Annotated in this window: 24 protein-coding genes and 1 tRNA gene; 11 read left to right on the forward strand and 14 right to left on the reverse strand. The window is 58.0% G+C overall.

Annotated features, from left to right (window positions below; genetic code table 11):
* Positions 1 to 714 precede the first annotated feature (714 nt).
* On the reverse strand, positions 715 to 1,671 hold the full coding sequence (locus tag ACM530_RS20570) for a tyrosine-type recombinase/integrase (RefSeq protein ID WP_416363014.1): 957 nt from the start codon (positions 1,669 to 1,671) through the stop codon (positions 715 to 717).
* A 23-nt stretch (positions 1,672 to 1,694) separates the two neighbouring features.
* Between ACM530_RS20570 and ACM530_RS20575 the strand changes: the two genes are divergently transcribed.
* A tRNA-Val gene (locus tag ACM530_RS20575) sits at positions 1,695 to 1,794 on the forward strand.
* A gap of 433 nt (positions 1,795 to 2,227) precedes the next feature.
* Here the strand turns inward: ACM530_RS20575 and ACM530_RS20580 are convergent.
* Together ACM530_RS20580 and ACM530_RS20585 are read right to left on the reverse strand one after the other, a co-directional pair.
* A complete protein-coding gene (locus ACM530_RS20580; RefSeq protein ID WP_145165826.1) occupies positions 2,228 to 2,425 on the reverse strand; it encodes a hypothetical protein in 198 nt (65 codons plus the stop codon).
* Positions 2,422 to 3,777, reverse strand: a complete 1,356-nt coding sequence (locus ACM530_RS20585) for an MFS transporter (protein WP_416365109.1) — start codon at positions 3,775 to 3,777, stop codon at positions 2,422 to 2,424. Before ACM530_RS20585 ends, ACM530_RS20580 begins: the two co-directional genes overlap by 4 nt.
* 272 nt (positions 3,778 to 4,049) lie before the next feature.
* Here ACM530_RS20585 and ACM530_RS20590 point away from each other — a divergent pair, with 272 nt between their 5' ends.
* The 5 genes from ACM530_RS20590 (at position 4,050) to pcp (ending at position 7,437) form a co-directional block, all read left to right on the forward strand.
* The gene (locus ACM530_RS20590; RefSeq protein WP_416363015.1) at positions 4,050 to 4,487 is read left to right on the forward strand and encodes an ROK family protein; all 438 of its coding nucleotides are present in this window, start codon (positions 4,050 to 4,052) and stop codon (positions 4,485 to 4,487) included.
* The gene (locus ACM530_RS20595) at positions 4,454 to 4,879 is read left to right on the forward strand and encodes a GNAT family N-acetyltransferase (protein WP_416363016.1); all 426 of its coding nucleotides are present in this window, start codon (positions 4,454 to 4,456) and stop codon (positions 4,877 to 4,879) included. The genes ACM530_RS20590 and ACM530_RS20595 overlap by 34 nt, the downstream gene beginning before the upstream one ends.
* 241 nt (positions 4,880 to 5,120) lie before the next feature.
* On the forward strand, positions 5,121 to 5,837 hold the full coding sequence (locus ACM530_RS20600; protein WP_416363017.1) for a DUF969 domain-containing protein: 717 nt from the start codon (positions 5,121 to 5,123) through the stop codon (positions 5,835 to 5,837).
* Positions 5,834 to 6,784 (forward strand): DUF979 domain-containing protein, encoded by a 951-nt coding sequence (locus tag ACM530_RS20605; RefSeq protein WP_416363018.1) that lies wholly within the window; start codon positions 5,834 to 5,836, stop codon positions 6,782 to 6,784. The genes ACM530_RS20600 and ACM530_RS20605 overlap by 4 nt, the downstream gene beginning before the upstream one ends.
* A gap of 8 nt (positions 6,785 to 6,792) precedes the next feature.
* A complete protein-coding gene (gene pcp / locus ACM530_RS20610) occupies positions 6,793 to 7,437 on the forward strand; it encodes a pyroglutamyl-peptidase I (RefSeq protein ID WP_416363019.1) in 645 nt (214 codons plus the stop codon).
* A gap of 15 nt (positions 7,438 to 7,452) precedes the next feature.
* Here the strand turns inward: pcp and ACM530_RS20615 are convergent, their stop codons facing one another.
* The 5 genes from ACM530_RS20615 to ACM530_RS20635 all read right to left on the reverse strand — a co-directional run bounded on the left by ACM530_RS20615 (position 7,453) and on the right by ACM530_RS20635 (position 11,155).
* Positions 7,453 to 7,698, reverse strand: a complete 246-nt coding sequence (locus ACM530_RS20615) for a hypothetical protein (protein ID WP_145165831.1) — start codon at positions 7,696 to 7,698, stop codon at positions 7,453 to 7,455.
* A gap of 203 nt (positions 7,699 to 7,901) precedes the next feature.
* Positions 7,902 to 9,302, reverse strand: coding sequence for a heavy metal sensor histidine kinase (locus tag ACM530_RS20620; RefSeq protein WP_416363020.1), 1,401 nt, complete (start codon positions 9,300 to 9,302; stop codon positions 7,902 to 7,904).
* Positions 9,299 to 9,970 (reverse strand): heavy metal response regulator transcription factor, encoded by a 672-nt coding sequence (locus ACM530_RS20625; RefSeq protein WP_145165833.1) that lies wholly within the window; start codon positions 9,968 to 9,970, stop codon positions 9,299 to 9,301. Before ACM530_RS20625 ends, ACM530_RS20620 begins: the two co-directional genes overlap by 4 nt.
* Before the next feature lie 42 nt (positions 9,971 to 10,012).
* Positions 10,013 to 10,273: a DUF2790 domain-containing protein gene (locus ACM530_RS20630; RefSeq protein WP_145165834.1), complete on the reverse strand. Its 261-nt coding sequence runs from the start codon at positions 10,271 to 10,273 to the stop codon at positions 10,013 to 10,015.
* A 111-nt stretch (positions 10,274 to 10,384) separates the two neighbouring features.
* Entirely contained in the window at positions 10,385 to 11,155 is a 771-nt protein-coding gene (locus ACM530_RS20635; protein WP_416363021.1) for an alpha/beta fold hydrolase, read from the reverse strand.
* 215 nt (positions 11,156 to 11,370) lie between these two features.
* Between ACM530_RS20635 and ACM530_RS20640 the strand changes: the two genes are divergently transcribed.
* On the forward strand, positions 11,371 to 12,048 hold the full coding sequence (locus ACM530_RS20640) for an HAD family hydrolase (protein WP_262210350.1): 678 nt from the start codon (positions 11,371 to 11,373) through the stop codon (positions 12,046 to 12,048).
* A 36-nt stretch (positions 12,049 to 12,084) separates the two neighbouring features.
* Here the strand turns inward: ACM530_RS20640 and ACM530_RS20645 are convergent, their stop codons facing one another.
* From ACM530_RS20645 to csrA, 3 genes are all read right to left on the reverse strand, one after another.
* The gene (locus ACM530_RS20645) at positions 12,085 to 12,381 is read right to left on the reverse strand and encodes a hypothetical protein (RefSeq protein ID WP_416363022.1); all 297 of its coding nucleotides are present in this window, start codon (positions 12,379 to 12,381) and stop codon (positions 12,085 to 12,087) included.
* Between the two features lie 94 nt (positions 12,382 to 12,475).
* Positions 12,476 to 12,739, reverse strand: coding sequence for a hypothetical protein (locus ACM530_RS20650; RefSeq protein ID WP_145165837.1), 264 nt, complete (start codon positions 12,737 to 12,739; stop codon positions 12,476 to 12,478).
* A gap of 209 nt (positions 12,740 to 12,948) precedes the next feature.
* Positions 12,949 to 13,143 carry a carbon storage regulator CsrA gene (csrA, locus tag ACM530_RS20655; RefSeq protein ID WP_003192511.1) on the reverse strand — a complete coding sequence of 65 codons (195 nt, stop codon included), beginning with the start codon at positions 13,141 to 13,143 and terminating at the stop codon, positions 12,949 to 12,951.
* 262 nt (positions 13,144 to 13,405) lie between these two features.
* Here csrA and ACM530_RS20660 point away from each other — a divergent pair, with 262 nt between their 5' ends.
* The gene (locus ACM530_RS20660) at positions 13,406 to 13,771 is read left to right on the forward strand and encodes an SPOR domain-containing protein (RefSeq protein ID WP_242196379.1); all 366 of its coding nucleotides are present in this window, start codon (positions 13,406 to 13,408) and stop codon (positions 13,769 to 13,771) included.
* Positions 13,772 to 13,802: 31 nt separating this feature from the next.
* Here the strand turns inward: ACM530_RS20660 and ACM530_RS20665 are convergent, their stop codons facing one another.
* The 3 genes from ACM530_RS20665 to ACM530_RS20675 all read right to left on the reverse strand — a co-directional run bounded on the left by ACM530_RS20665 (position 13,803) and on the right by ACM530_RS20675 (position 15,992).
* Positions 13,803 to 14,492, reverse strand: a complete 690-nt coding sequence (locus tag ACM530_RS20665) for an endonuclease (RefSeq protein ID WP_242195142.1) — start codon at positions 14,490 to 14,492, stop codon at positions 13,803 to 13,805.
* 4 nt (positions 14,493 to 14,496) lie between these two features.
* Positions 14,497 to 14,748 carry a DUF1654 domain-containing protein gene (locus tag ACM530_RS20670; RefSeq protein WP_106580525.1) on the reverse strand — a complete coding sequence of 84 codons (252 nt, stop codon included), beginning with the start codon at positions 14,746 to 14,748 and terminating at the stop codon, positions 14,497 to 14,499.
* Positions 14,749 to 14,903: 155 nt separating this feature from the next.
* Positions 14,904 to 15,992 (reverse strand): asparaginase, encoded by a 1,089-nt coding sequence (locus tag ACM530_RS20675; RefSeq protein WP_106580526.1) that lies wholly within the window; start codon positions 15,990 to 15,992, stop codon positions 14,904 to 14,906.
* Positions 15,993 to 16,488: 496 nt separating this feature from the next.
* Here ACM530_RS20675 and ACM530_RS20680 point away from each other — a divergent pair, with 496 nt between their 5' ends.
* Genes ACM530_RS20680 through ACM530_RS20690 form a run of 3 tightly spaced genes read left to right on the forward strand, consistent with a single transcriptional unit; the run spans position 16,489 to position 20,033 of the window.
* Complete coding sequence (locus tag ACM530_RS20680) at positions 16,489 to 17,448, forward strand: sugar ABC transporter substrate-binding protein (RefSeq protein ID WP_145165840.1); 960 nt, start codon at positions 16,489 to 16,491, stop codon at positions 17,446 to 17,448.
* A 57-nt stretch (positions 17,449 to 17,505) separates the two neighbouring features.
* Positions 17,506 to 19,059: a sugar ABC transporter ATP-binding protein gene (locus ACM530_RS20685; protein ID WP_145165841.1), complete on the forward strand. Its 1,554-nt coding sequence runs from the start codon at positions 17,506 to 17,508 to the stop codon at positions 19,057 to 19,059.
* Positions 19,056 to 20,033, forward strand: a complete 978-nt coding sequence (locus ACM530_RS20690) for an ABC transporter permease (RefSeq protein WP_145165842.1) — start codon at positions 19,056 to 19,058, stop codon at positions 20,031 to 20,033. The genes ACM530_RS20685 and ACM530_RS20690 overlap by 4 nt, the downstream gene beginning before the upstream one ends.

A 20,033-nucleotide genomic window follows, 5' to 3' on the forward strand; every position in this document is an offset into this window, starting at 1 on the left:
CTTGGCAGCTTCTTTGATTGCTTCAAAGTGATTGATGCGGAATGCTAGCTTCAGAGCCACCATTGGTGTTTTGTTTGCCCTCCAGCGAACTCCGCGACAGGTAGATGAGCAAGTAACCGCGTGACTACGTTTGCCGGCTAGTGATTTGTTACAGACAACGCATTGTTTTTCTACAGGCATAAAAAATCGCTCCGTTTAGAGTTGGTGATAAAAAGTTGGAGTATGTGTTGGGTGATGCGCAATAAAAAGGCCGCCCGCTGAAGGAGTGGCCTAATAATTAAGGGAGAGGTAACTAACAGTCACTGACGGTAGAAGAAAAGCAGGTCGCTAAGAGTGCTCCTAGGTTTCTCCCTATATTTGCATACTATATACTAGTAAGCGCATTTTTGTCAATATGTTGGACGGGTTTGTCAACTTTTTCTTCAGCTATTTTGCTAGGTCGAAGTTGAGGTTTTTGATTTCTTCGAACATCGCTCTAATATGAATTCGGCTACCGTAAACACCGAAGATGGCGGCAGAGTCCTAATGTCTAGCGATGCATTTGATCAAGGAGTCTCTCACTCATACCTGCCTCATCCGTATATCACTGTGTTGCGGAAGCTGTGGAAGGCTTTCGTGGTTTAATGGTCCAGCACTTTGTCTTGTATCTGCCGAGCCATGTATATGGGGAGGGCAGCCAGCTGGTAATTCAACATGGCTGGCCACCCGGTTTGATTAGTCTATCAGGTGCAATACGTCCCTCACGTTTAGATGGGAGTATCGCGCAACCGACCGTGTATCACGGTGCCCAGATACGATCATGATCTGAGCGTTGTTGAATCCCTTTTTCGCGACGTTCGTGATTCTGGTGTGCCTGAGTTGATGCAGCCTGACGCTACTATCTAAACCTGCCTTTACGCGCGCTAAGCGCACAGCCTGAGTTACGGCGTGCGGTGTGACGGTGAACACTTGACCGTTCGGGTGACCTCCCACAGTGGCCCAAAGTTGGGCGAGGTGGAGAATTTCAACAGCTCGGCGGGTGAGGGGGACAGACCGTGTACCGTTCTTCCCGTCGATCACATCGGCAATGCGATCACTGAGGTGCAGGCAGTCTTTCGTTAGCTTCAGGATTTCAGAGCGTCGCATCGCAGTTTCGTATGCTAGTTCTACGATGAGTTTCATGGTGGGAGAGAGCTTTTCCAGCAAACGCTCAAGCTCACTTGCCCTAATCACCTTGTCCGAAGACCGGTCTGGCTTTGGGAGTGCGATATCACTTACAGGATTATGAATGTCGATCAGCAGGCCGCGCTTGGCGAACCTATAGAATCGGGACATAAATGCGAGCTGCGTCCTGCACGTGGACGGCTTCACCTTCTTCAATCGCATAATCTTGAAGTCATTGACCATCTGTGGCGTGATTTCGTTAATGGGCTGAGTGAAGTGCCTGCCAAGATGCTCCACGATCTTCAGTGCGTGGTTGTAGCTACCTTTACCCTTGAGCATCGTTTCGCAGTAGATCATGCCCAACGTATAGATGGTGTGGTGCTTGTGCTCCATTGTCACGGCTTCGAGCTGGTTTGCCCATGACTCTGCTTCGGCCTTCGTGCTGAAGGTTTTCGACTGGGGAGATTTACCTTTTACGCGTACCTGAGCGTTCCAGTTGCCGGATGGAAGGGAGCGGAAAGTAGCCATTGTTGACGCCTCATAATGTGAATGGGCGTTCTGTGAAATCCAAGAGCAGCAGGGCTGGGAGCTCGCTCCCAGCAGACCTTGACATGGTGGGGGTCGTTGGTTCGAGTCCAATCGCGCCTACCAAATAAAATCCGCTCTGCTGGGCGGTCTAGAAGGGCTCACCGAAAGGTGGGCCCTTTTTTGTTGTCTGCGATTTACCCACGCCCCGTTCGGCGCCCGCCTTCTTGTTCGAATCGCCCTGAGTGCATCGGTGCTGATCACACGCCGCGTCGATGTGATTGAGGTTTACTCAAAATAGCCAATATCGGTGTGGGCGCGATTCCGCCGACGCGGAAAAGCTCACCTATTTATCCATCTGGTTTGTCGTTGTCGGCTTTATTTTCGGCTTTCGTCTGTTTGTTGAGCTAGGCGCGCGTCTGGTCCGATACGCCAAGGCCTTGAATGTTCTGGCGGGGTGTTCAAGCCGTTGAGGCCTATTATTTAAGATCTTCAGCGCGAACGCGGCCCCCGCGCGGTTATACGCAGCGGAGGTTGAAAGGCAGGCAGTACTGATGGGTCAGCAGAACAGCGTGGCAACCGACAAAAGGCAGATGATTTGAACAACCATCTGGCAGCGTATTTCACCATTTGTTGTGGTCATATTCATTTGTCCTGCGTACATAGCGGCTACCTCTTGGTCGGCAATACTGCCGTGAGCGGTGCGCAAAACGCGCAACAGCTCAAGTGAGTATAGGTCTGGAACAGGATTCTTCACGGTCCCGTCGTTTTGGCGCGATTCAGCACGTTTTCGCCGGCGCCCATCGGTAAACGATACACGTCAATCAATCCCACGAGCCCAAGCAGCGCCACGCCCACGAAGGCCACCCGAAAGTCCCCGACGGCCGCGTGCACGGCGTGCCCTTGCACAGCCATCGACGCCCGTAACAATAGCGCCGCCATGGAGACCCCCAGACCCATCGCCAGCTGGAACGCCATGCTGAACAGCGCCGACGCCTCGCTCATCTGCGCCTTGGGCACGTCGGCGAAGCCGATTGAGTTGTAGCAAGTAAACTGCATCGACCGTGACAGCCCACCCACGAACAGCACGGCCGCAATCAGCGGTAAGGGCGTTTGCACCGTGAACAAGGCACAGGTTGCAACCAATGCGACGCCAATAGCGCCATTGACCAGCAGCACCGGGCGAAACCCGAAGCGTTGCATGATGGGCGTCGTGAAGGGTTTCATTACCAGGTTGCCGGCAAACACCGCCAGCACCAGCAAGCCGGCATCCACCGCAGAAAGGCCAAAACCCACTTGAAACAACAGGGGCAGTAGAAAGGGCAGGGCGCTGATGGCGAGACGGAACAGCGACCCGCCAAGAACACTCACGCGAAAGGTGCCGATGGACAGGGTCTGAAGCGGTAATAACGGTTCGGCATGCTGGCGGCAATGACGCACGGCCCATGCCGCGAGCAACGTGCCCGTGGCCACCAGTACAAAACCCGGGATCAGCGTTTCGCTGGTCTGGTTGCCCAGCCATTCCAGCCCGCCCAGCACTGCCACACACGCACCTGCCAGCAGCACAAAGCCTTTGGCATCGAATCGCCGTACGCTGGCCTCGCGCCCCTTGGGCACAAGCCACAATGCGGCAACCAGGGCCAGTATTCCCAGAGGCAGATTCACGTAAAAAATCCACGGCCACGTTGCGTGGGTCACGATCAAACCACCCACCAACGGCCCTAGAATCGGCGCGACCAGCCCAGGCCAGGTGATCACCGCAATCATGTTCACCAAGTCTTTTTTGTCGGTATTGCGCAGCACCGCCAGGCGCCCCACCGGCACCATCAGCGCGCCGCCTACGCCTTGCAGCACCCGGGCGATCACGAACATCTCAAGGCTTTGGCTCAACCCGCAAAGCAGCGAAGCCAGGGTGAAGATGATGATCGCACCGGCGAACACCCGGCGTGCGCCAAAACGGTCGGCGATCCAACTGGACAGCGGGATGAAGATCGCCACGGCAAGAATGTACGCGGTGATGCCGATATTCATATCGACCGCCGTGACCCCGAACGCGGACGCCATGGTGGGTAAGGCGGTGGCGATGACGGTGGCATCGAGGTTCTCCATGAAAAAGGTCACGGCGACCACCAGGGCGATCAAACGGGTTTGCACGCTTGAAACAGGTGTAACGGATGAAGTCACCGGTGTTGGCCTTTTTCAGTGAAGGTCGATCGCACTCGACAATACCGGGTCAGCCCTGGGCCCGCACGCTCGAATTACCGCGTCTGCGTCACCTTCTTCAAATACCGCGGCTGATCCGGATTGCGCCCGCGCGTCACAGCCAGTTGCGCTGCGCTCACATAGAACCCTTGAATCATCGTGAAGGGTTCCAGTAGCGCATGTGCGGTCGGCACGCTGGGCAACAGGCCTTCGCAAGCCGTGGCGCGCCGCGATCAATCACAATTGAACGCCTCTATTGCGTCGCCAGCGAGCTGACGAATTTTGTGCACCTGTTTATCGGCAGCGGTCTCGGTGCCGGTTTGTACCTGGATAACCGCCGGTATTCCGGCCACTGGCACAATGCTGGTGAGATCGGGCACATGATGGTGATTCCGGGTGGCAAGGCGTGTTCCTGCGGTAACCAAGGGTGTTGGAGCACCTTGGAGTGCAGGGCAGGACGCAGTGGCATTGGGGGCGGCAGCCTCGATGATCCTGGCGCAGATCAGCCCGGATTACGAGGCTGGTCAAGCCGCAGTAAGCCTGCATACTGGTCGCCGACTCAATTCATACCAGGGAGCACGCTATGGAAGTGGCAATGGAAGTGTCGTTCGACGTAACGGCGCAGGAGCGTGAGGCCATCCTCAAACCGCTGAGGGCGTACAACCTCGGTCACACGGGCAACATGGCGTTCGAAACCATCGGGATTTTGTTGCGAGACCCCGCGACACAAGAGGTTGTCGGTGGCCTTTATGGAAAAATTTCCTACGGGTGGATGTTCATTGAGCTGTTGAGCATCCCGGATCAGATGCGTACCCAAGGTACCGGCACGCGTTTAATGCGCGCCGCTGAAGAGCTGGCCCGTGAGCGGGAGTGTGTCGGGATTTGGCTGGACACCTTCAGCTTCCAGGCGCCGGGGTTTTATCGAAAGCTGGGCTTCAGTGAATTTGGCCATATCGCTGATTACCCGGCGGGTCACCAGCGGCACTTTTTCCAGAAACGCCTCGGCTGAATTTTCGTACGGCGCCGGATCGCCCGGCGCCAATCACCCACAAAATTTATTGGTTTGCAGCAACAATTTTTCTTGTTGGACACCTCCCGCCCCCAGGCAGCAAAGTTGCCGCCACTGACGCTCGACCTATCGGGTCAACAATAAAAACCGCGCCGGGCTGCATGCCACTTTCATGCTGTGAACCCTTTGTTCACATCCTGCTGTAATGGCGCCGCAGCGCGCATTCAAGGACCTCTTCGTCATGCAAACTGTTGTGAACCTATGGCCGTTGATCGGCGTACTTGTCATCGTGGTTGGCTTCGTCTTGCGCTTCAATCCGCTGTTGGTGGTCACCGCCGCAGCCATCGCCACCGGGCTGGCTGCCCACTTCCCGCTGGAAAAAATTCTCGCCAGCATGGGTGATGGTTTCCTTCAGACCCGCGCGCTGCAACTGATCCTGTTATTGCCCCTGGCTGTCATTGGCTTGCTGGAGCGCCATGGCCTGCGCCTGCATGCACAAAACTGGATCGCGCGTTTCGAGCGAGCCACGGTCGGGCGCCTGTTGATCATCTACCTGTTTGTGCGCGAGTCCACCGCCGCCATGGGCCTGACCAGCCTGGGCGGGCATCCGCAAATGGTGCGGCCGTTGCTGGCGCCCATGGCCGAAGGGGCGGCGGAAAAACGCTACGGCAAACTGCCGGATACGTTGCGCCACAAAGTGTTGGCCATGTGTGCGGCAACCGATAACGTCGGGCTGTTTTTCGGTGAGGACATCTTTGTCGCCTTTGGTGCGATCGCGTTGATGCACACCTTCCTGCTGGGTTCGGGGATTGATGTGGAGCCACTGCACATTGCGGTGTGGGGCATTCCAACGGCGATTTGCGCCTTTATCATCCATGCCATTCGCCTGCACCGGTTTGATCGCAGGCTTGCGCGTGAGATGACGCCCGCCGCCACGCCGGTGGAGGCTGCACAATGATCATCTCCATTGAGTACCTGTACTGGCTTGCCGGTGTTCTATTGCTGATAACTGCAGGAATGATCCTGCTGGATCGAACCCACCCTAAACGCTGGTCAACCGCGCTGTTCTGGCTCTTGTTTGCCGTTCCATTCCTGGTGGGGGAGCGCTTGCCGTCGGTGGTCGTTGGTGTCGGCGTGGTGGTGATGGCGCTGATCGCAGGCTTGGGTGGCGTCGGCCGCGGCAAGCATGCCGAACTGCATGACAAGGCCTCCCGCGCGAGTGCCGGGCGCCTGGGGCATAAATTGTTTATTCCCGCGCTGGCCATTCCCCTGACCACCGTGATTGGTTCGGTGTTGCTCAAACACACCGAGATCGGCGGCGTGCCGCTGCTGGACCCGAAAAACACCACCTTTGTATCCTTGGGCATCGGCTGTCTGATCGCCCTCGGCCTGGCTTGCTGGCTGACCCGCGATACACCGGTGCAAGCCTTGCGTGAATCCCGGCGCCTGACCGAGGCCCTCGGCTGGGCCATGGTGTTGCCGCAGATGCTTGCAATGCTGGGGCTATTGTTTAATGAAGCCGGAGTGGGCACGGCCGTTGCGCATGTCACCACTACCTACATCAACCTTGATTTCAAGTTGGTAGCGGTGATGGTCTACGTGCTGGGTATGGCGCTGTTCACGGTGATCATGGGTAACGGCTTTGCGGCGTTTCCGGTGATGACCGGCGGTGTCGGCGTACCGGTGCTGGTGGGCGTGTATGGCGGTAACCCGGCGGTGATGGCGGCAATCGGCATGTTCTCCGGCTATTGCGGCACGTTGATGACGCCCATGGCTGCCAACTTCAATATCGTCCCGGCGGCGTTGCTGGAGTTGCCGGACAAGAACGCAGTGATCAAGGCTCAACTGCCGACGGCGTTGATGATGCTGGTGGTCAATATCGTGCTGCTCTACCTGTTGATGTGAGGCCAAAAATGCAAACTGTGTTGCTGACGGGCTTCGAGCCCTTTGACCAGGACCTGATGAACCCGTCCTGGGAGGCATCGCGCCAGTTGGACGGCGTGCGACTGAGCGAAGATGTGCACATTGTGGCGCGTCGACTGCCCTGTGCGTTTGCCACGGCGGGGGCGTGCCTGACGCGGTTGATCGCCGAATTTGACCCGGTGATGGTGATTGCCACAGGCCTCGCCCCCGGCCGTAGCGATTTCTCCATGGAGCGTGTGGCGATCAACGTGAACGACGCACGCATCCCTGATAATCTGGGGGCCCAACCGGTCGATACCCCAGTGGTGGTCGGGGGGCCGGCGGCCTACTTCACGACCTTGCCGATCAAAGCGATGGTCAAGGCTGTGCGCGAGGCCGGGATCGCGGCGTCGGTATCACAGACGGCGGGGACCTTTGTGTGTAATCAGGTGTTTTACCTGTTGCAGCATGCCCTGGCCGGCACGGCGATACGCAGTGGCTTTATCCACGTCCCCCCCAGCCTGCCGGATCAGGTCTCTGGTGCGGCGCAGCCCTCTATGGCACTGGTGACAATGGTTGAAGGTTTGCGGGTTGCGCTACAGACGGCGTGGGATACGCAGGTGGATATCGTGCAAACCGGTGGGCAGGTCAGTTGACCTGCCAGGCTTGCCTCAACCGGCCAACGCTCGGGTCAGCCCGAAGGTAATGGCGCAGGCCAACCCCGTCATCGCGAACGCAGTGGCCACATACCATTTGATCAGGTTCAGCTCTGTGGTTGCCAGGTCCGCGCGGGTTGCATAGTGTTTTTCATGGGTGGTGGAGTGCCTTTCAATGGCTTCTGCCCTGTTCGAAACGGCGATCAGCTTCTCTTTCATGTCAGCCAGCCCTTTTTCCAGTAAACCCAAGCGTTTTTCCATACCAGAATCTCCGTTATTACCTGCACCGGCTCTACCCTGAGTCAGCGTGTTCGTCCCGCCTGATTGATGCTGTTTGTTCTCCAAAGCGTGACACCTGTTTTGAATGATCTGAGACAGCGCTCTGGGCAAGAGTAGAGGCAGATGGGAACGGCTGCGACCTACAAAACTTTGCAAAATAACACCAGGGTTCTGGCACGCACTGCTCAGTGTTCCCGCTTTGGAAAAATCAGCTCAAAACATGTCAATGCGCCTTCACTGGTGACGCTGTAGCGGCCGTTATGCAGCTGCATGATGGTCGCGACGATCGATAAACCCAGCCCGTTGGACTGGGCCGAGCGTTCCCGCGATTCGTCCACCCGATAAAACCGTTCGAACAGCCTGGGCAGGTGTTCGGCGGGGATGGTCTCTCCCTGATTGCTGACGCTCAGGCGGATGCCTTCGGTATTTGGCGTGGCTTGAATCACCAGCTCCGAACCGGGGGCGCCGTATTTGATGGCATTGGCACACAAGTTTGCCAGCGCCCGGCGCAGCAGCATCGGTTCAGCCCAGATCACGCCTTCGCCCTGCGCGAGGATGCTGATATTCACATCGTTCGCCAACCCTTCGAAGTAATCAGCCATGCGTTGCACTTCATCCGCCGCACTCAGCTCCTGGCGCTGGCGCAAGGCGCTGGCCGGATCGGTGCGGGCGAGAAACAGCATGTTGTCGAGCATCCGTGCCAGGCGTTCGAGCTCTTCGACATTGGAGGCCAGCAATTGCTGATAGCTTTCGATGCTGCGGCTCTGCTGGAGCGCGACCTGGGTTTCGCCCAGCAGGTTGTTGATCGGCGTGCGCAGTTCGTGGGCCATGTCGGTCGACACCTGGCCCAGTTGCACAAAACCCTTGGCCAGCCGCTCGAGCATGGTGTTGAAAGAGTCGATCATCGGCAGAAGTTCTTTTGGCGCACCGTGGCTGTCGAGTCGTTCGGCAAGGTTGCCCACGCCGATGCCTTGCGCGTGTGTGGCCAGGCGCCGCAGCGGCAGCAGGCCTCGGTACACCAGCAGGTAACCGACCAGGGCGAGGATAATCGCCGCGATGCTGGCCAGGATAAATACGCTCAGGCGATAGCTGGCAAGCATGGCGGTACGTTCGGTCATCAAGCGTCCCGTGGTGACTTGCAGGCTTCCCAGGTCTCCGGAATCAATGGAAGCGGCGACGGTGGCGAAGGGGACGCCGTTCACTCCAGGTAAGTGGTGCACGTCGGAAAAGCCCAGTTCATGGTCCTTTGGCACGGGCGTTACGTTCGGCATTTCAATGTTGCCTGGGTTGACCAGCAATAACGGCTTCTGCCCCGGCGCCGCGATACTCAGCACCGACTCGCTGTTGCCCAGCATGTTCCGGAACAGCTCCGGCTTGGTCTTGATCAGGTCCAGGGTGTTGCTGTCGTTGAGCAGGTTGCGCAACTGGTCGGCGCGATAGATCAGCGCGGCATCGTCACGCTTGATCAGTTCACGCTCAAGTTCGCGGTACAGCGCCACGCCCAGGGTGGCCAGCAGGGCAAAGGCGAGCAGGGCGAAGATCAGCGCCAGGCGCAGGGTGAGCGAGTAGTGGCGGCGGTTGTTCATGGCTGAGTGTCGAAGCGGTAGCCAATGCCCCGCACGCTGTGGATCAACTTGAGCTGGAACGGGTCGTCGATTTTCAGGCGCAGGCGCCTCACGGCGACGTCGACTACATTGGTGTCGCTGTCGAAGTTCATGTCCCAGACGCGTGAGGCGATCATCGAACGTGACAGCACCTGGTCCTGATGGGTCGCGAACAGATGCAACAGGGCGAACTCTTTATTGGTCAGGGTAATGCGCGTGCCGGCGCGGGTGACGCGGCGTTTGAGCACGTCGATCTGCAGGTCGGCGATGTGCAGCTGTTCTTCTTCGCGGCTCGGGCCGCGGCGGGTCAAGGTGCGCAAACGCGCGACCAGCTCGGCGAAGGAGAACGGCTTGATCAAGTAATCATCGGCACCCAGTTCCAGGCCCTTGATGCGGTCGGCAATGTCGTCGCGGGCGGTGAGAAACAGCACCGGCGTGTCGGCCTCCTTGCGCAGGCGGCGCAGCACTTCCCAACCGTCCATTTTCGGCATCATCACATCCAGCACGATCACGTCGAATGACGTTTCCAGCGCCTGGTGCAACCCGTCCACACCGTCACGGGCAAGGCTCACGGAGTAACCCAGTTCCTGCAGCCCATTGAGCAGGTAATTGCCGGCCTTGGGTTCGTCTTCGACTACAAGGATATTCATGGGAAGTGCCCTGATTCTGTGCGTGGCGCAAGTGTAGCCCGATCAATTGTCACTGGCGCAACCGATGCCCTGTACCTGGTAGTCCAGCACATGTTCACGGCCCTGGTGGTCGAGGTAATCGAGGCGGGCGGGGACGATGCCGCACTGCCCGTAGGTGTCGGTGCTCGACAGCACTTTGTCGACGTCCAGGTGCACGAAGAAGCCGGTCTTGTCGTGGATCACGTTGTTGGCGGAAGAGGTGTCGGCGGCAAATGCGGAACCGGTGGCAAGCAGCGCGGCGAAGCCCAGGATAAACAGTTTCATGGCAGTAGTTCTCTTAAAGGGTCGGCTGCCGGGATTGGCAGTGAGTTCACAGTAACCAGGCGCCCCAAACAGCCAACCAACAGGATCATGACAAGTTCGTAATCAACGGATTCAAGGCTGGCGACCGGACGCTTCGAGGATCAGGTCGGTGATTTCCTTGGCGTGGGACACCAACGACAAGTGGCTCGAAGGCAGCTCGATGGTGGTGGCGTTCATGCGCTTGGCGAGGAAGCGTTCCAGCTCCGGGTTGATGGTCTGGTCATTGCTCGACACGGCGTACCAGGACGGCTTGGTGTGCCAGGCGGCATTCACGGTGCGATCACTGAACAGCGTCTTGGTAATCGGTTGTTGTACGGCGTACAGCTCCAGTGCCTTGGCGCGGGGCACGTCGGCGGCGAAGTACTTCAGGAACGCGTCCTGGTTCAGGGTCAGGTAACCGTCGTGCTCTTCAACGCCGGCTCGCACCGGCATGCTCGGGTATTTGGCGGAGAGCGCGACGAAGTCTTCATTGGCGTCCGGCGCGCGGGCTGCCACATACACCAGAGAGCTGACCTTCGGGTTCGCGCCGGCGTCGCTGACCACGGTGCCGGCGTAGGAATGGCCGACCAGGACGGTAGGACCGTCCTGTTGATCGAGTACGCGGTTGGTGGCGGCGACGTCATCGGCCACCGAGGTCAGCGGGTTCTGTACGGCGGTGACATGCAGGCCGGCGGCCTGAAGACGGGTGATCACCTCGGACCAGCTCGAGCCGTCCGCCCAGGAGCCGTGCACCAGGACCACGTTGTTGGCTTTGATCGGTGCGACGGTGCCGGCCATGGCGGTACCGGTGCCCAGCATCAACAAGCTGGCGGCGATCAGGCAGAGTGTGCTTGCAGGTTTCATCGTGCGGCCCTTCATCAGTGTGCAGGTGTGTCACCCGGTGGGGGTGACTGACGACGTCACTGTATGAAGTGAGGGTGCTGACAAGACTTACAGCTTCATTACATGCTTGTAATGCAAAGGGGGAGGGCAGTGCTCTGCAACGTTTACAAGTGTTGACGTGATCCGTAGATTGCATCGGAGTCAGCATTTGTCAGCGATAAAAAGGAAACCCCGCAGTGTCTATTCAAGGTCCAGCCGCATTTACCCAACGCTACCGCGCCTTTTTATTCGATATGGACGGGACCTTGCTCAACTCTATCGCCGCCGCCGAACGGGTCTGGGGTATCTGGGCTGAACGCCACGGCCTGGAGGTGGCGGCTTTTCTGAGTACCATTCACGGTGCACGAGCCATTGATACGATCACCCGACAGGCATTGCCAGGCGTGGACGCTGAAGTTGAAGCGCAGTGGATAACCGAGGCGGAAATCAACGATGTCGAGGGTGTCGTCGCGATTCCAGGCGCTGTCGAGTTTCTGAACAGTTTGCCTGGCGATCAGTGGGCGCTGGTCACGTCTGCCCCCAGGGAGTTGGCGTTGCGCCGCCTGCAAGCGGCGGGCATTGCGCCGCCGGCAGTGCTGGTAACAGCCGAGGATGTCGCCAGCGGCAAACCGGATCCGGCTTGTTATGTGCTGGGTGCGCAGCGTCTGGGCGTACCGGTGCAGGACTGCCTGGTGTTCGAGGATGCGACGGTGGGGATTCGCGCCGCGGAGGCGGCGGGGGCTGACGTGGTAGTCGTGACCTCGACGCACTTGCAGCCCATGGTCACGGTACATGCGTCGATTCAGGGGTATGAGCGCGTGCGCGTGCATCGTAACGATGACGGGTTGCTGAGTTTATCGATCGTCGTGGCTTGATACACGAAAGCCAAACCCGTTATCGCTCCTGATTCATCAGCTGCCGGGTCGGTCTGACCTTACGCTGTTTTCCGGTAGGGCCTGCAGTCGGCTGCTGCGAAGGCCCTGGCGGGACATCACCATTTCTCTGAGGATTTCGTTCGCCAGCCGGGCTATCGCTTCTGGGCCGCGATAGTGCGCGCGCACGATACCGGTGATTGCAAAGTGGTCGGTTTCAGGGCCGCTGAGAACAGCCGACAATGTGCCGTCAGCGTGCAGTGTGCAGGCGATTGTGTAACTGGGCAGGCGGGCCGCCAGCGCAGTTTCAATTTCGGATTTACTCAGGTTATCCATCTGTTTCAGCCCTTAATACTGACCGTGCAAGCCCAAGCATAGGTCTTGCTGCGACACTGTAAATGCCGGTGATCTGATAGCCCGCAAGGAGGCGTCATCGTGCAGTTTTGTGGTGCGTTCGTTGAGCGGCGCGTTGACACAACTTGCGCAGAATCGCCTTCTGAATAGGCTTGAGGCAGAACGCAAACAGGTAACCGCACAGAAACAGCGCCAGATCAGGCCAAGAGCTACCATGGGAGGCACTGCTACTTTCAATTTCGTATCTCAGGCCATAACCCAGCGTCACGAAGACCAGCCCTATCAGCAGGACGATCCACCAGGACTTGGAAACGAGGGGCTTGGGGGCGGCGTGCCTCATCGACGTGCTCCTGAATGCACTCGGACGGCAGGATAAGAGTCAGAAGATTCGGCTGTGGATTACGCAACAAGTTCAAGTCGTCAAGACAGTTTCATCTTGGGGCGAAGCGCAAGGCGCAAAGCGTGCTGTTCACGCAAGAGACTCGAGCAGCCTTTAAGGGTCTTCGCCAGCCGTTACAGTGAACGAAAGGGCTGGCTACTGAGAGTGCGTCAAGGAGTCTGGTTTTTGTCCGGAGCCGTCAGGCCAGCCTGGATACGCTGGTAAATCTCCTCGCGATGCACGGCAACGTCCTTGGGTGCGTTGATGCCGATTCGTACTTGCTGGCCGCTGACGCCCAGAATGGTGATCGTGATGTCATCACCGATGTTTATGCTTTCACCGACTTTGCGGGTGAGTATAAGCATGGACTTCTCCTTGATTACTTTTAAGGACACATGTTTCAGACAGGGCAGATGTCGGATGTGTGTAGCTTACTGCTAAGCGCTTCCCTGTGACTGCCTCTTTTAGGACGCATAGAGGCGACATTAATTCCCATGGCGGCATCATACAGGTCTGCGATACATCATTCGCATTGTTTAAGCCAACGTTTATGACGGCCAGAATAGACAGTGAATGATAAAGTTGCCTCTTTATCCTCAAAGGAGCAGGGCAGTGCGTAAAGTAGCGATGGCAATTGCGGTGTTGGCATTGGCCGGTTGCGGTGAAGGCAAACCTGTCGAAGCGCCCAAGGCCAAGCCTGCCGTGACTGAAAGCCAGCCAGACACCGGCGCGATTGCCGCTCAGGAATGGGATGTGTGGGTCGGCCCGCCGGACCACAAGCTCCAGGCAATCACTGACTTGACTGCCTGGTTGCTGGAACATGGGTTTAATTTTTATATCGTGAAAACAGACGGCAAGGACGATGTCCTGTTGGGGCCGTTCGCCAGTAAGGCCGAAGCCGAAGCCAAGCAGGCGCAACTGACCGAAAAACTGGCCCGCGCCAAGAAAAATGACACCGAGTCCCAGGTGATTGAACACAAGGCTGCACAGTAACCAACAGACCGGGCGGGAGCTCCTCCCGCCCTCAACCGCAGGCTTTCAGGTTAACCGGGCCGACAAACTCGTTGCCCCGCCCCATCACGCAGGCCACGGTCTGGTTGCGCTGGCGCTCCCAGGTTTGTACCGGGTAAGTCTTGTTCCAGGCTTCATATAGTTGGCGGTCCTGTTTCGACAGGCGCAAACCATATTGTTTGCTCATGTAAAAGTAGGTCCGGGCAATCATTCCGCGAATGGAAGGGCGCGGCATGACCTTTTTTGCCTTGAAGTCCACTTGGGTCAAACATGAGCCGTACTGTCCGGTTTGCACAGGCAGCCAACCAAAACTGAAGTTATTGCGGTCACCATTGACCTCCCCGATGCTCGGCACCAGGTTGTGCAAGTCGGCCTCTGCACGCTTGAACACATCATCGCGGCGCGTACAGTTCTTGCGTCCACCGTTCTGCCAGCATTGACGCTGATGGCCGATCTGCCAGGCTGGAACGATATGCTCCCATTCGATGCGTGCGGCACGGTTGGCATTTTTGCGTGGAATATACCCGCAGGCTTTTAAATTCACCCGGTTGCCGGTGTATTTGCAGCCGCAGTAAAACTCTGTGGATTGTGGCGCATAGAGTTTCCAGGCAACTTTCTTGGCTTCGCTGAAGGTTCGAGGCGCCTGGGCGTTGGCAGTAATGGCAAAAAACAGACAAAACAACGCAGTAAAGCGAACACTCATTGAATCAATCTTCCTTCGGCACAACCCAGAAAATCTGCACACCACCGTCGTCCCGATAAGCGAGGGTGACGTTGTCGTTCTCTGCAATTTCTTCCAGCAAGCGCGCCCATTCATCTTCGGGCTCTTCCGGTAAACGGAAGATCAAGGCTGCCTTGGCTTTCTGGGCATTGGTCGAATTGATGATTTTTTGCACACGAACGGCCAAGCGTGCGTAAGCGTCAGGCGGGGTTGGGGCTGCGGAAGAGGACTTTGCCACGGAGCATTCCTTAGTTTGCTGTATGTGTATACAGTATTTAACTATAAGGAATTTCGCAACTGCTTAAAACTCAGGGCTTGCGCGGGGAGTTGTGGCGGGGAAGTTTCAAGGGAAGATAGAGGCGAGTAAACCCGCCTCCACAGTGTTATCAGAAATCAATATTCCCAGAACATCCGTTGCAGCTCTTTGCTGTCTTGGGTCTTGGTCAGCGCAACCATCGCCAGGATCCGCGCTTTCTGCGGGTTCAGGTCATGGGCAACCACCCAGTCGTACTTGTCGTCAGGCTGTTCGGCGTTACGCAGCACGAAACCGCCGGCGTTCACGTGGGACGAGCGAATGATCTGCACCCCTTGTTTGCGCAGTTCCTGCAGGGCAGGGACGACCTTGGAAGACACCGAACCATTGCCAGTGCCGGCATGGATGATGGCTTTGGCGCCAGCCTGAGCCAGGGCCTTGACGGCGGTGTCGCTCACATTGCCGTAGCCATAAGCGATTTCAACGTCCGGCAGGCTTTTGATGGTTTTGATATCGAATTCAGAATCCAGGGTGTGGCGCTTGGCCGGCAGGCGGAACCAGTAGGATTTGCCTTCAACCACCATGCCCAACGGGCCCCATGGGCTCTTGAACGCTTCGGTCTTGATATTGATCATCTTGCTGACGTCACGACCCGACTGGATCTCATCGTTCATGGTGACCAGCACGCCCTTGCCGCGTGCATCTTTGCTGCCAGCGACGGCGACGGCGTTGTACAGGTTGAGCATGCCGTCCGCCGACATGGCGGTGCCTGGACGCATCGAGCCGACCACCACGATTGGCTTGTCGGTTTTTTCCACCAGGTTCAGGAAGTAGGCGGTTTCTTCGAGGGTGTCGGTACCGTGCGTAATCACGATGCCGTCGACGTCCTTGCTGTCGGCCAGTTCGGCAACACGGCGACCCAGTTGCAGCAGGTTTTCATTGTTGATGCTTTCGGACGCAATTTGCATCACTTGCTCGCCGCGCACATTGGCAATCTGGCTAAGCTCAGGAACACCAGCGATCAATTGCTCGATGCCGACCTTGGCCGCCTGATAAGTGGCGCTGTTGGCAGCGCTGGCGCCAGCGCCGGCAATAGTGCCGCCGGTGGCAAGAATCACCACATTGGACAGTTTGGTCTTAGTTTCAACTTCCTTTGCCTGAGCGGCAACGGGGAACAGCAGCAGGAGGGCGAGTGCGCCCGGAACAAAAGACTTCAGTGCAGATTTCATTATTTTTCTCTCTGGTTTTTGATGAGTGCGGTCGCAGGTTCATCTAGAACACCCGGGCGGTTCTGAACGCCACGAGGTGCCAGGAAAAAGCAGGATTTGTACCAAGCTGATTGTGTTCGTGCCTATAAATTAAGCTGTTGATTTAAAACACTATTTACAGATATCCCAGAGGACATGAAAAAGCACACGTCCGGCTTTCCGAACGGGGAGGCAGTATCGTGTTCGGTTGTCCGAAGGCCATCAGGGCATATCGACAGGTTGCGTATGACATGAGTGTCACAGGCTGTCGTTTTAGAGAACGGGCGGGCGAGGGCGATGTTTAGTCGCATCCACCGAATGGGGCGCAATGGCAGGTAGCAATGGGCTTGGATGAAAGGCGTTTTTCACCCGTTGACAAATCTCGACAAGGTTCTCATAGTTTGACTAACGCAAACGTTTGCGAGACGGTCTGCCGTGCAAGCGTTGCTCACAATAATCATAAGATCGGAGTGAACCCATGAAGCTGCCATTTGCTGGACGTCTTCTTGCTGTCGCTGTGCTTGCCGCTGCATCCGCTGCTCTGCCCCTTTCCTCTGCTTTTGCCGATGACGCCGCCGCCAAACCCAAGGTCGGCCTGGTGATGAAGTCCCTCGCCAACGAATTCTTCGTGACCATGCAGGACGGCGCCAAGAAGTATCAAAAAGACCACGCCGGTGATTTCGACATGATCACCAACGGGATCAAGAACGAAACCGATACCAGCGCGCAGATCGATATCGTCAACCAGATGATCCTCGCCAAAGTAAACGCCATCGTGATTGCTCCGGCTGATTCCAAGGCGTTGGTCACCGTATTGAAGAAAGCTTCCGATGCGGGCATCAAGGTCGTCAACATCGACAACCGCCTTGATCCGGATGTACTGAAAAGCAAAAACCTCGATATTCCGTTCGTAGGCCCGGATAACCGTAAAGGCTCCAAGCTGGTCGGTGACTACCTGGCCAAGCAACTGGCCGCGGGTGACAAGGTCGGCATCATCGAAGGTGTCCCGACCACCACCAACGCGCAGCAGCGCACCGCAGGCTACAAGGACGCGATGGACGCTGCCGGCATGAAGATCGTCTCCACTCAGTCGGGCAACTGGGAAATCGACCAGGGTCAGAAAGTCGCCTCCGCCATGTTGAGCGAATACCCGGACCTCAAGGCACTGTTGGCGGGTAACGACAACATGGCCTTGGGCGCTGTCTCTGCCGTGCGCGCTGCGGGTAAAGCCGGCAAAGTGCTGGTCGTAGGCTACGACAACATCGAAGCCATCAAACCAATGCTGCAAGATGGCCGTGTGCTTGCGACCGCTGACCAGGCTGCCGCCCAGCAAGCCGTGTTCGGTATCCAGAACGCGCTCAAGCTGGTCAAGGGTGAGAAAGTCGATGCCAAAGACGGTGTGATCGAAACCCCGGTCGAACTCGTCCTCAAGAAGTAATCCTGGCAGCACCCAACAGCGCCCGCTCGTCCTGAGTGGGCGCCTGGAGATTTTCCTATGTCATCTTCCGCCCCGAACGCTGTCCTCTCGGTCAGCGGTATCGGCAAGACCTATGCCCAACCGGTTCTGTCCGACATCACCCTGACGCTCAATCGTGGGGAAGTGCTGGCGCTGACCGGTGAGAACGGCGCAGGTAAAAGTACGCTGTCGAAAATTATCGGCGGGCTGGTCACGCCGACCACCGGGCATATGCAGTTCAATGGTCAGGACTACCGTCCCGGCAGCCGCACCCAGGCTGAAGAGCTGGGCGTGCGCATGGTCATGCAGGAACTCAACCTGCTGCCCACACTGACCGTGGCCGAAAACCTGTTTCTGGATAACCTGCCCAGCAAATGTGGCTGGATCAGCCGTAAGCAACTGCGCAAAGCCGCGATCGAAGCCATGGCCCAGGTCGGCCTGGATGCGATTGACCCCGACACGCTGGTCGGCACCTTGGGCATTGGCCATCAACAAATGGTCGAAATCGCCCGCAATCTGATCGGCGACTGCCACGTACTGATTCTCGACGAACCCACGGCGATGCTTACCGCGCGCGAAGTCGAAATGCTCTTTGAACAAATCACTCGCCTGCAGGCTCGGGGCGTGGCGATCATTTATATTTCACACCGGCTCGAAGAGCTGGCCCGTGTTGCCCAGCGTATTGCGGTATTGCGCGACGGCAAACTGGTCTGCGTCGAGCCGATGGCCAACTACAACAGTGAGCAACTGGTCACCCTGATGGTCGGGCGCGAGCTGGGTGAACAGATCGACCTGGGCCCGCGCACTATCGGCGGCCCCGCCTTGACCGTGAAAGGGCTGACCCGCTCGGACAAGGTGCGTGATGTGTCCTTTGAAGTGCGCGCCGGTGAGATCTATGGCATCTCCGGCCTGATCGGCGCCGGCCGCACCGAGCTGTTGCGCCTGATCTTCGGCGCGGACCTGGCGGACAGCGGCACTGTCGCCTTGGGTTCGCCGGCCCAGGTGGTGAGCATTCGTTCCCCGGTGGATGCGGTGGGCCATGGCATTGCCCTGATCACCGAAGACCGCAAGGGCGAAGGCCTGCTGTTGACCCAGTCGATCAGCGCCAACATTGCTTTGGGCAACATGCCGGAAATTTCCGGCGGCGGCGTGGTGAACAGCCGCGACGAAACCGCCTTGGCCAAGCGCCAGATCGACGCCATGCGCATCCGCAGCTCCAGTCCGGCGCAGTTGGTGTCCGAGCTGTCGGGCGGTAACCAGCAGAAAGTCGTGATCGGCCGTTGGCTGGAGCGCGATTGCGCGGTGATGCTGTTCGATGAGCCGACCCGAGGCATCGACGTCGGCGCCAAGTTCGACATTTATGCCTTGCTCGGCGAATTGACGCGCCAGGGCAAAGCGCTGGTGGTGGTGTCCAGCGACCTGCGTGAGCTGATGCTGATCTGTGACCGCATCGGTGTGCTGTCCGCCGGGCGCTTGATCGAAACCTTCGAGCGCGACAGCTGGACCCAGGACGAATTGCTCGCCGCCGCTTTTGCCGGCTACCAAAAACGTGACGCGCTGCTCAACGACGCAGCGCTTAGGGATACCCCATGAAAACCACAACTTCCCCGGGTAAAACCGGCGGCAACTTCTACGGCCTGGGCACTTACCTGGGCCTGGCTGGCGCCTTACTGGCGATGATCGCGCTGTTCTCAGTGTTGAGCGATCACTTCCTGTCCTATGACACCTTCAGCACCCTGGCCAACCAGATACCGGACTTGATGGTATTGGCGGTGGGCATGACGTTCATCCTGATTATCGGCGGCATCGACCTGTCGGTTGGCTCGGTGCTGGCGTTGGCCGCGTCGGCGGTCAGTGTGGCGATTCTCGGCTGGGGCTGGAGCGTGCTGCCGGCAGCGCTGCTGGGCATGGGCTGTGCGGCAGTGGCAGGCACCATCACCGGCTCGATTACTGTGGCCTGGCGAATCCCCTCGTTTATTGTGTCCCTCGGCGTACTGGAGATGGCGCGCGGCGTGGCGTACCAAATGACTGGCTCGCGCACCGCCTATATTGGTGATTCGTTTGCCTGGCTGTCGAACCCGATTGCCTTCGGAATTTCGCCGTCGTTCATCATTGCCTTGCTGGTGATCATTGCCGCTCAGTTGGTGTTGACGCGCACGGTGTTTGGTCGCTACCTGATCGGTATCGGCACCAATGAAGAGGCCGTGCGCCTGGCCGGGATCAATCCCAAGCCGTACAAAATCCTGGTATTCAGCCTGATGGGGCTGTTGGCCGGTGTGGCGGCACTGTTCCAGATTTCGCGCCTGGAAGCGGCGGACCCGAATGCCGGCTCCGGCCTGGAGCTGCAGGTGATCGCCGCTGTGGTGATCGGCGGCACCAGCTTGATGGGCGGACGCGGTTCGGTTATCAGCACCTTTTTCGGCGTGTTGATCATTTCGGTACTGGCCGCTGGCCTTGCGCAGATCGGTGCTACGGAGCCCACCAAACGCATCATCACCGGTGCTGTGATCGTGATTGCCGTGGTCCTCGACACTTACCGCAGCCAGCGCGCCAGCCGGCGAGTCTGA

This window comes from Pseudomonas sp. NFX183, from assembly GCF_047943075.1.
In the GTDB taxonomy this organism is placed as follows: Bacteria; Pseudomonadota; Gammaproteobacteria; order Pseudomonadales; family Pseudomonadaceae; genus Aquipseudomonas.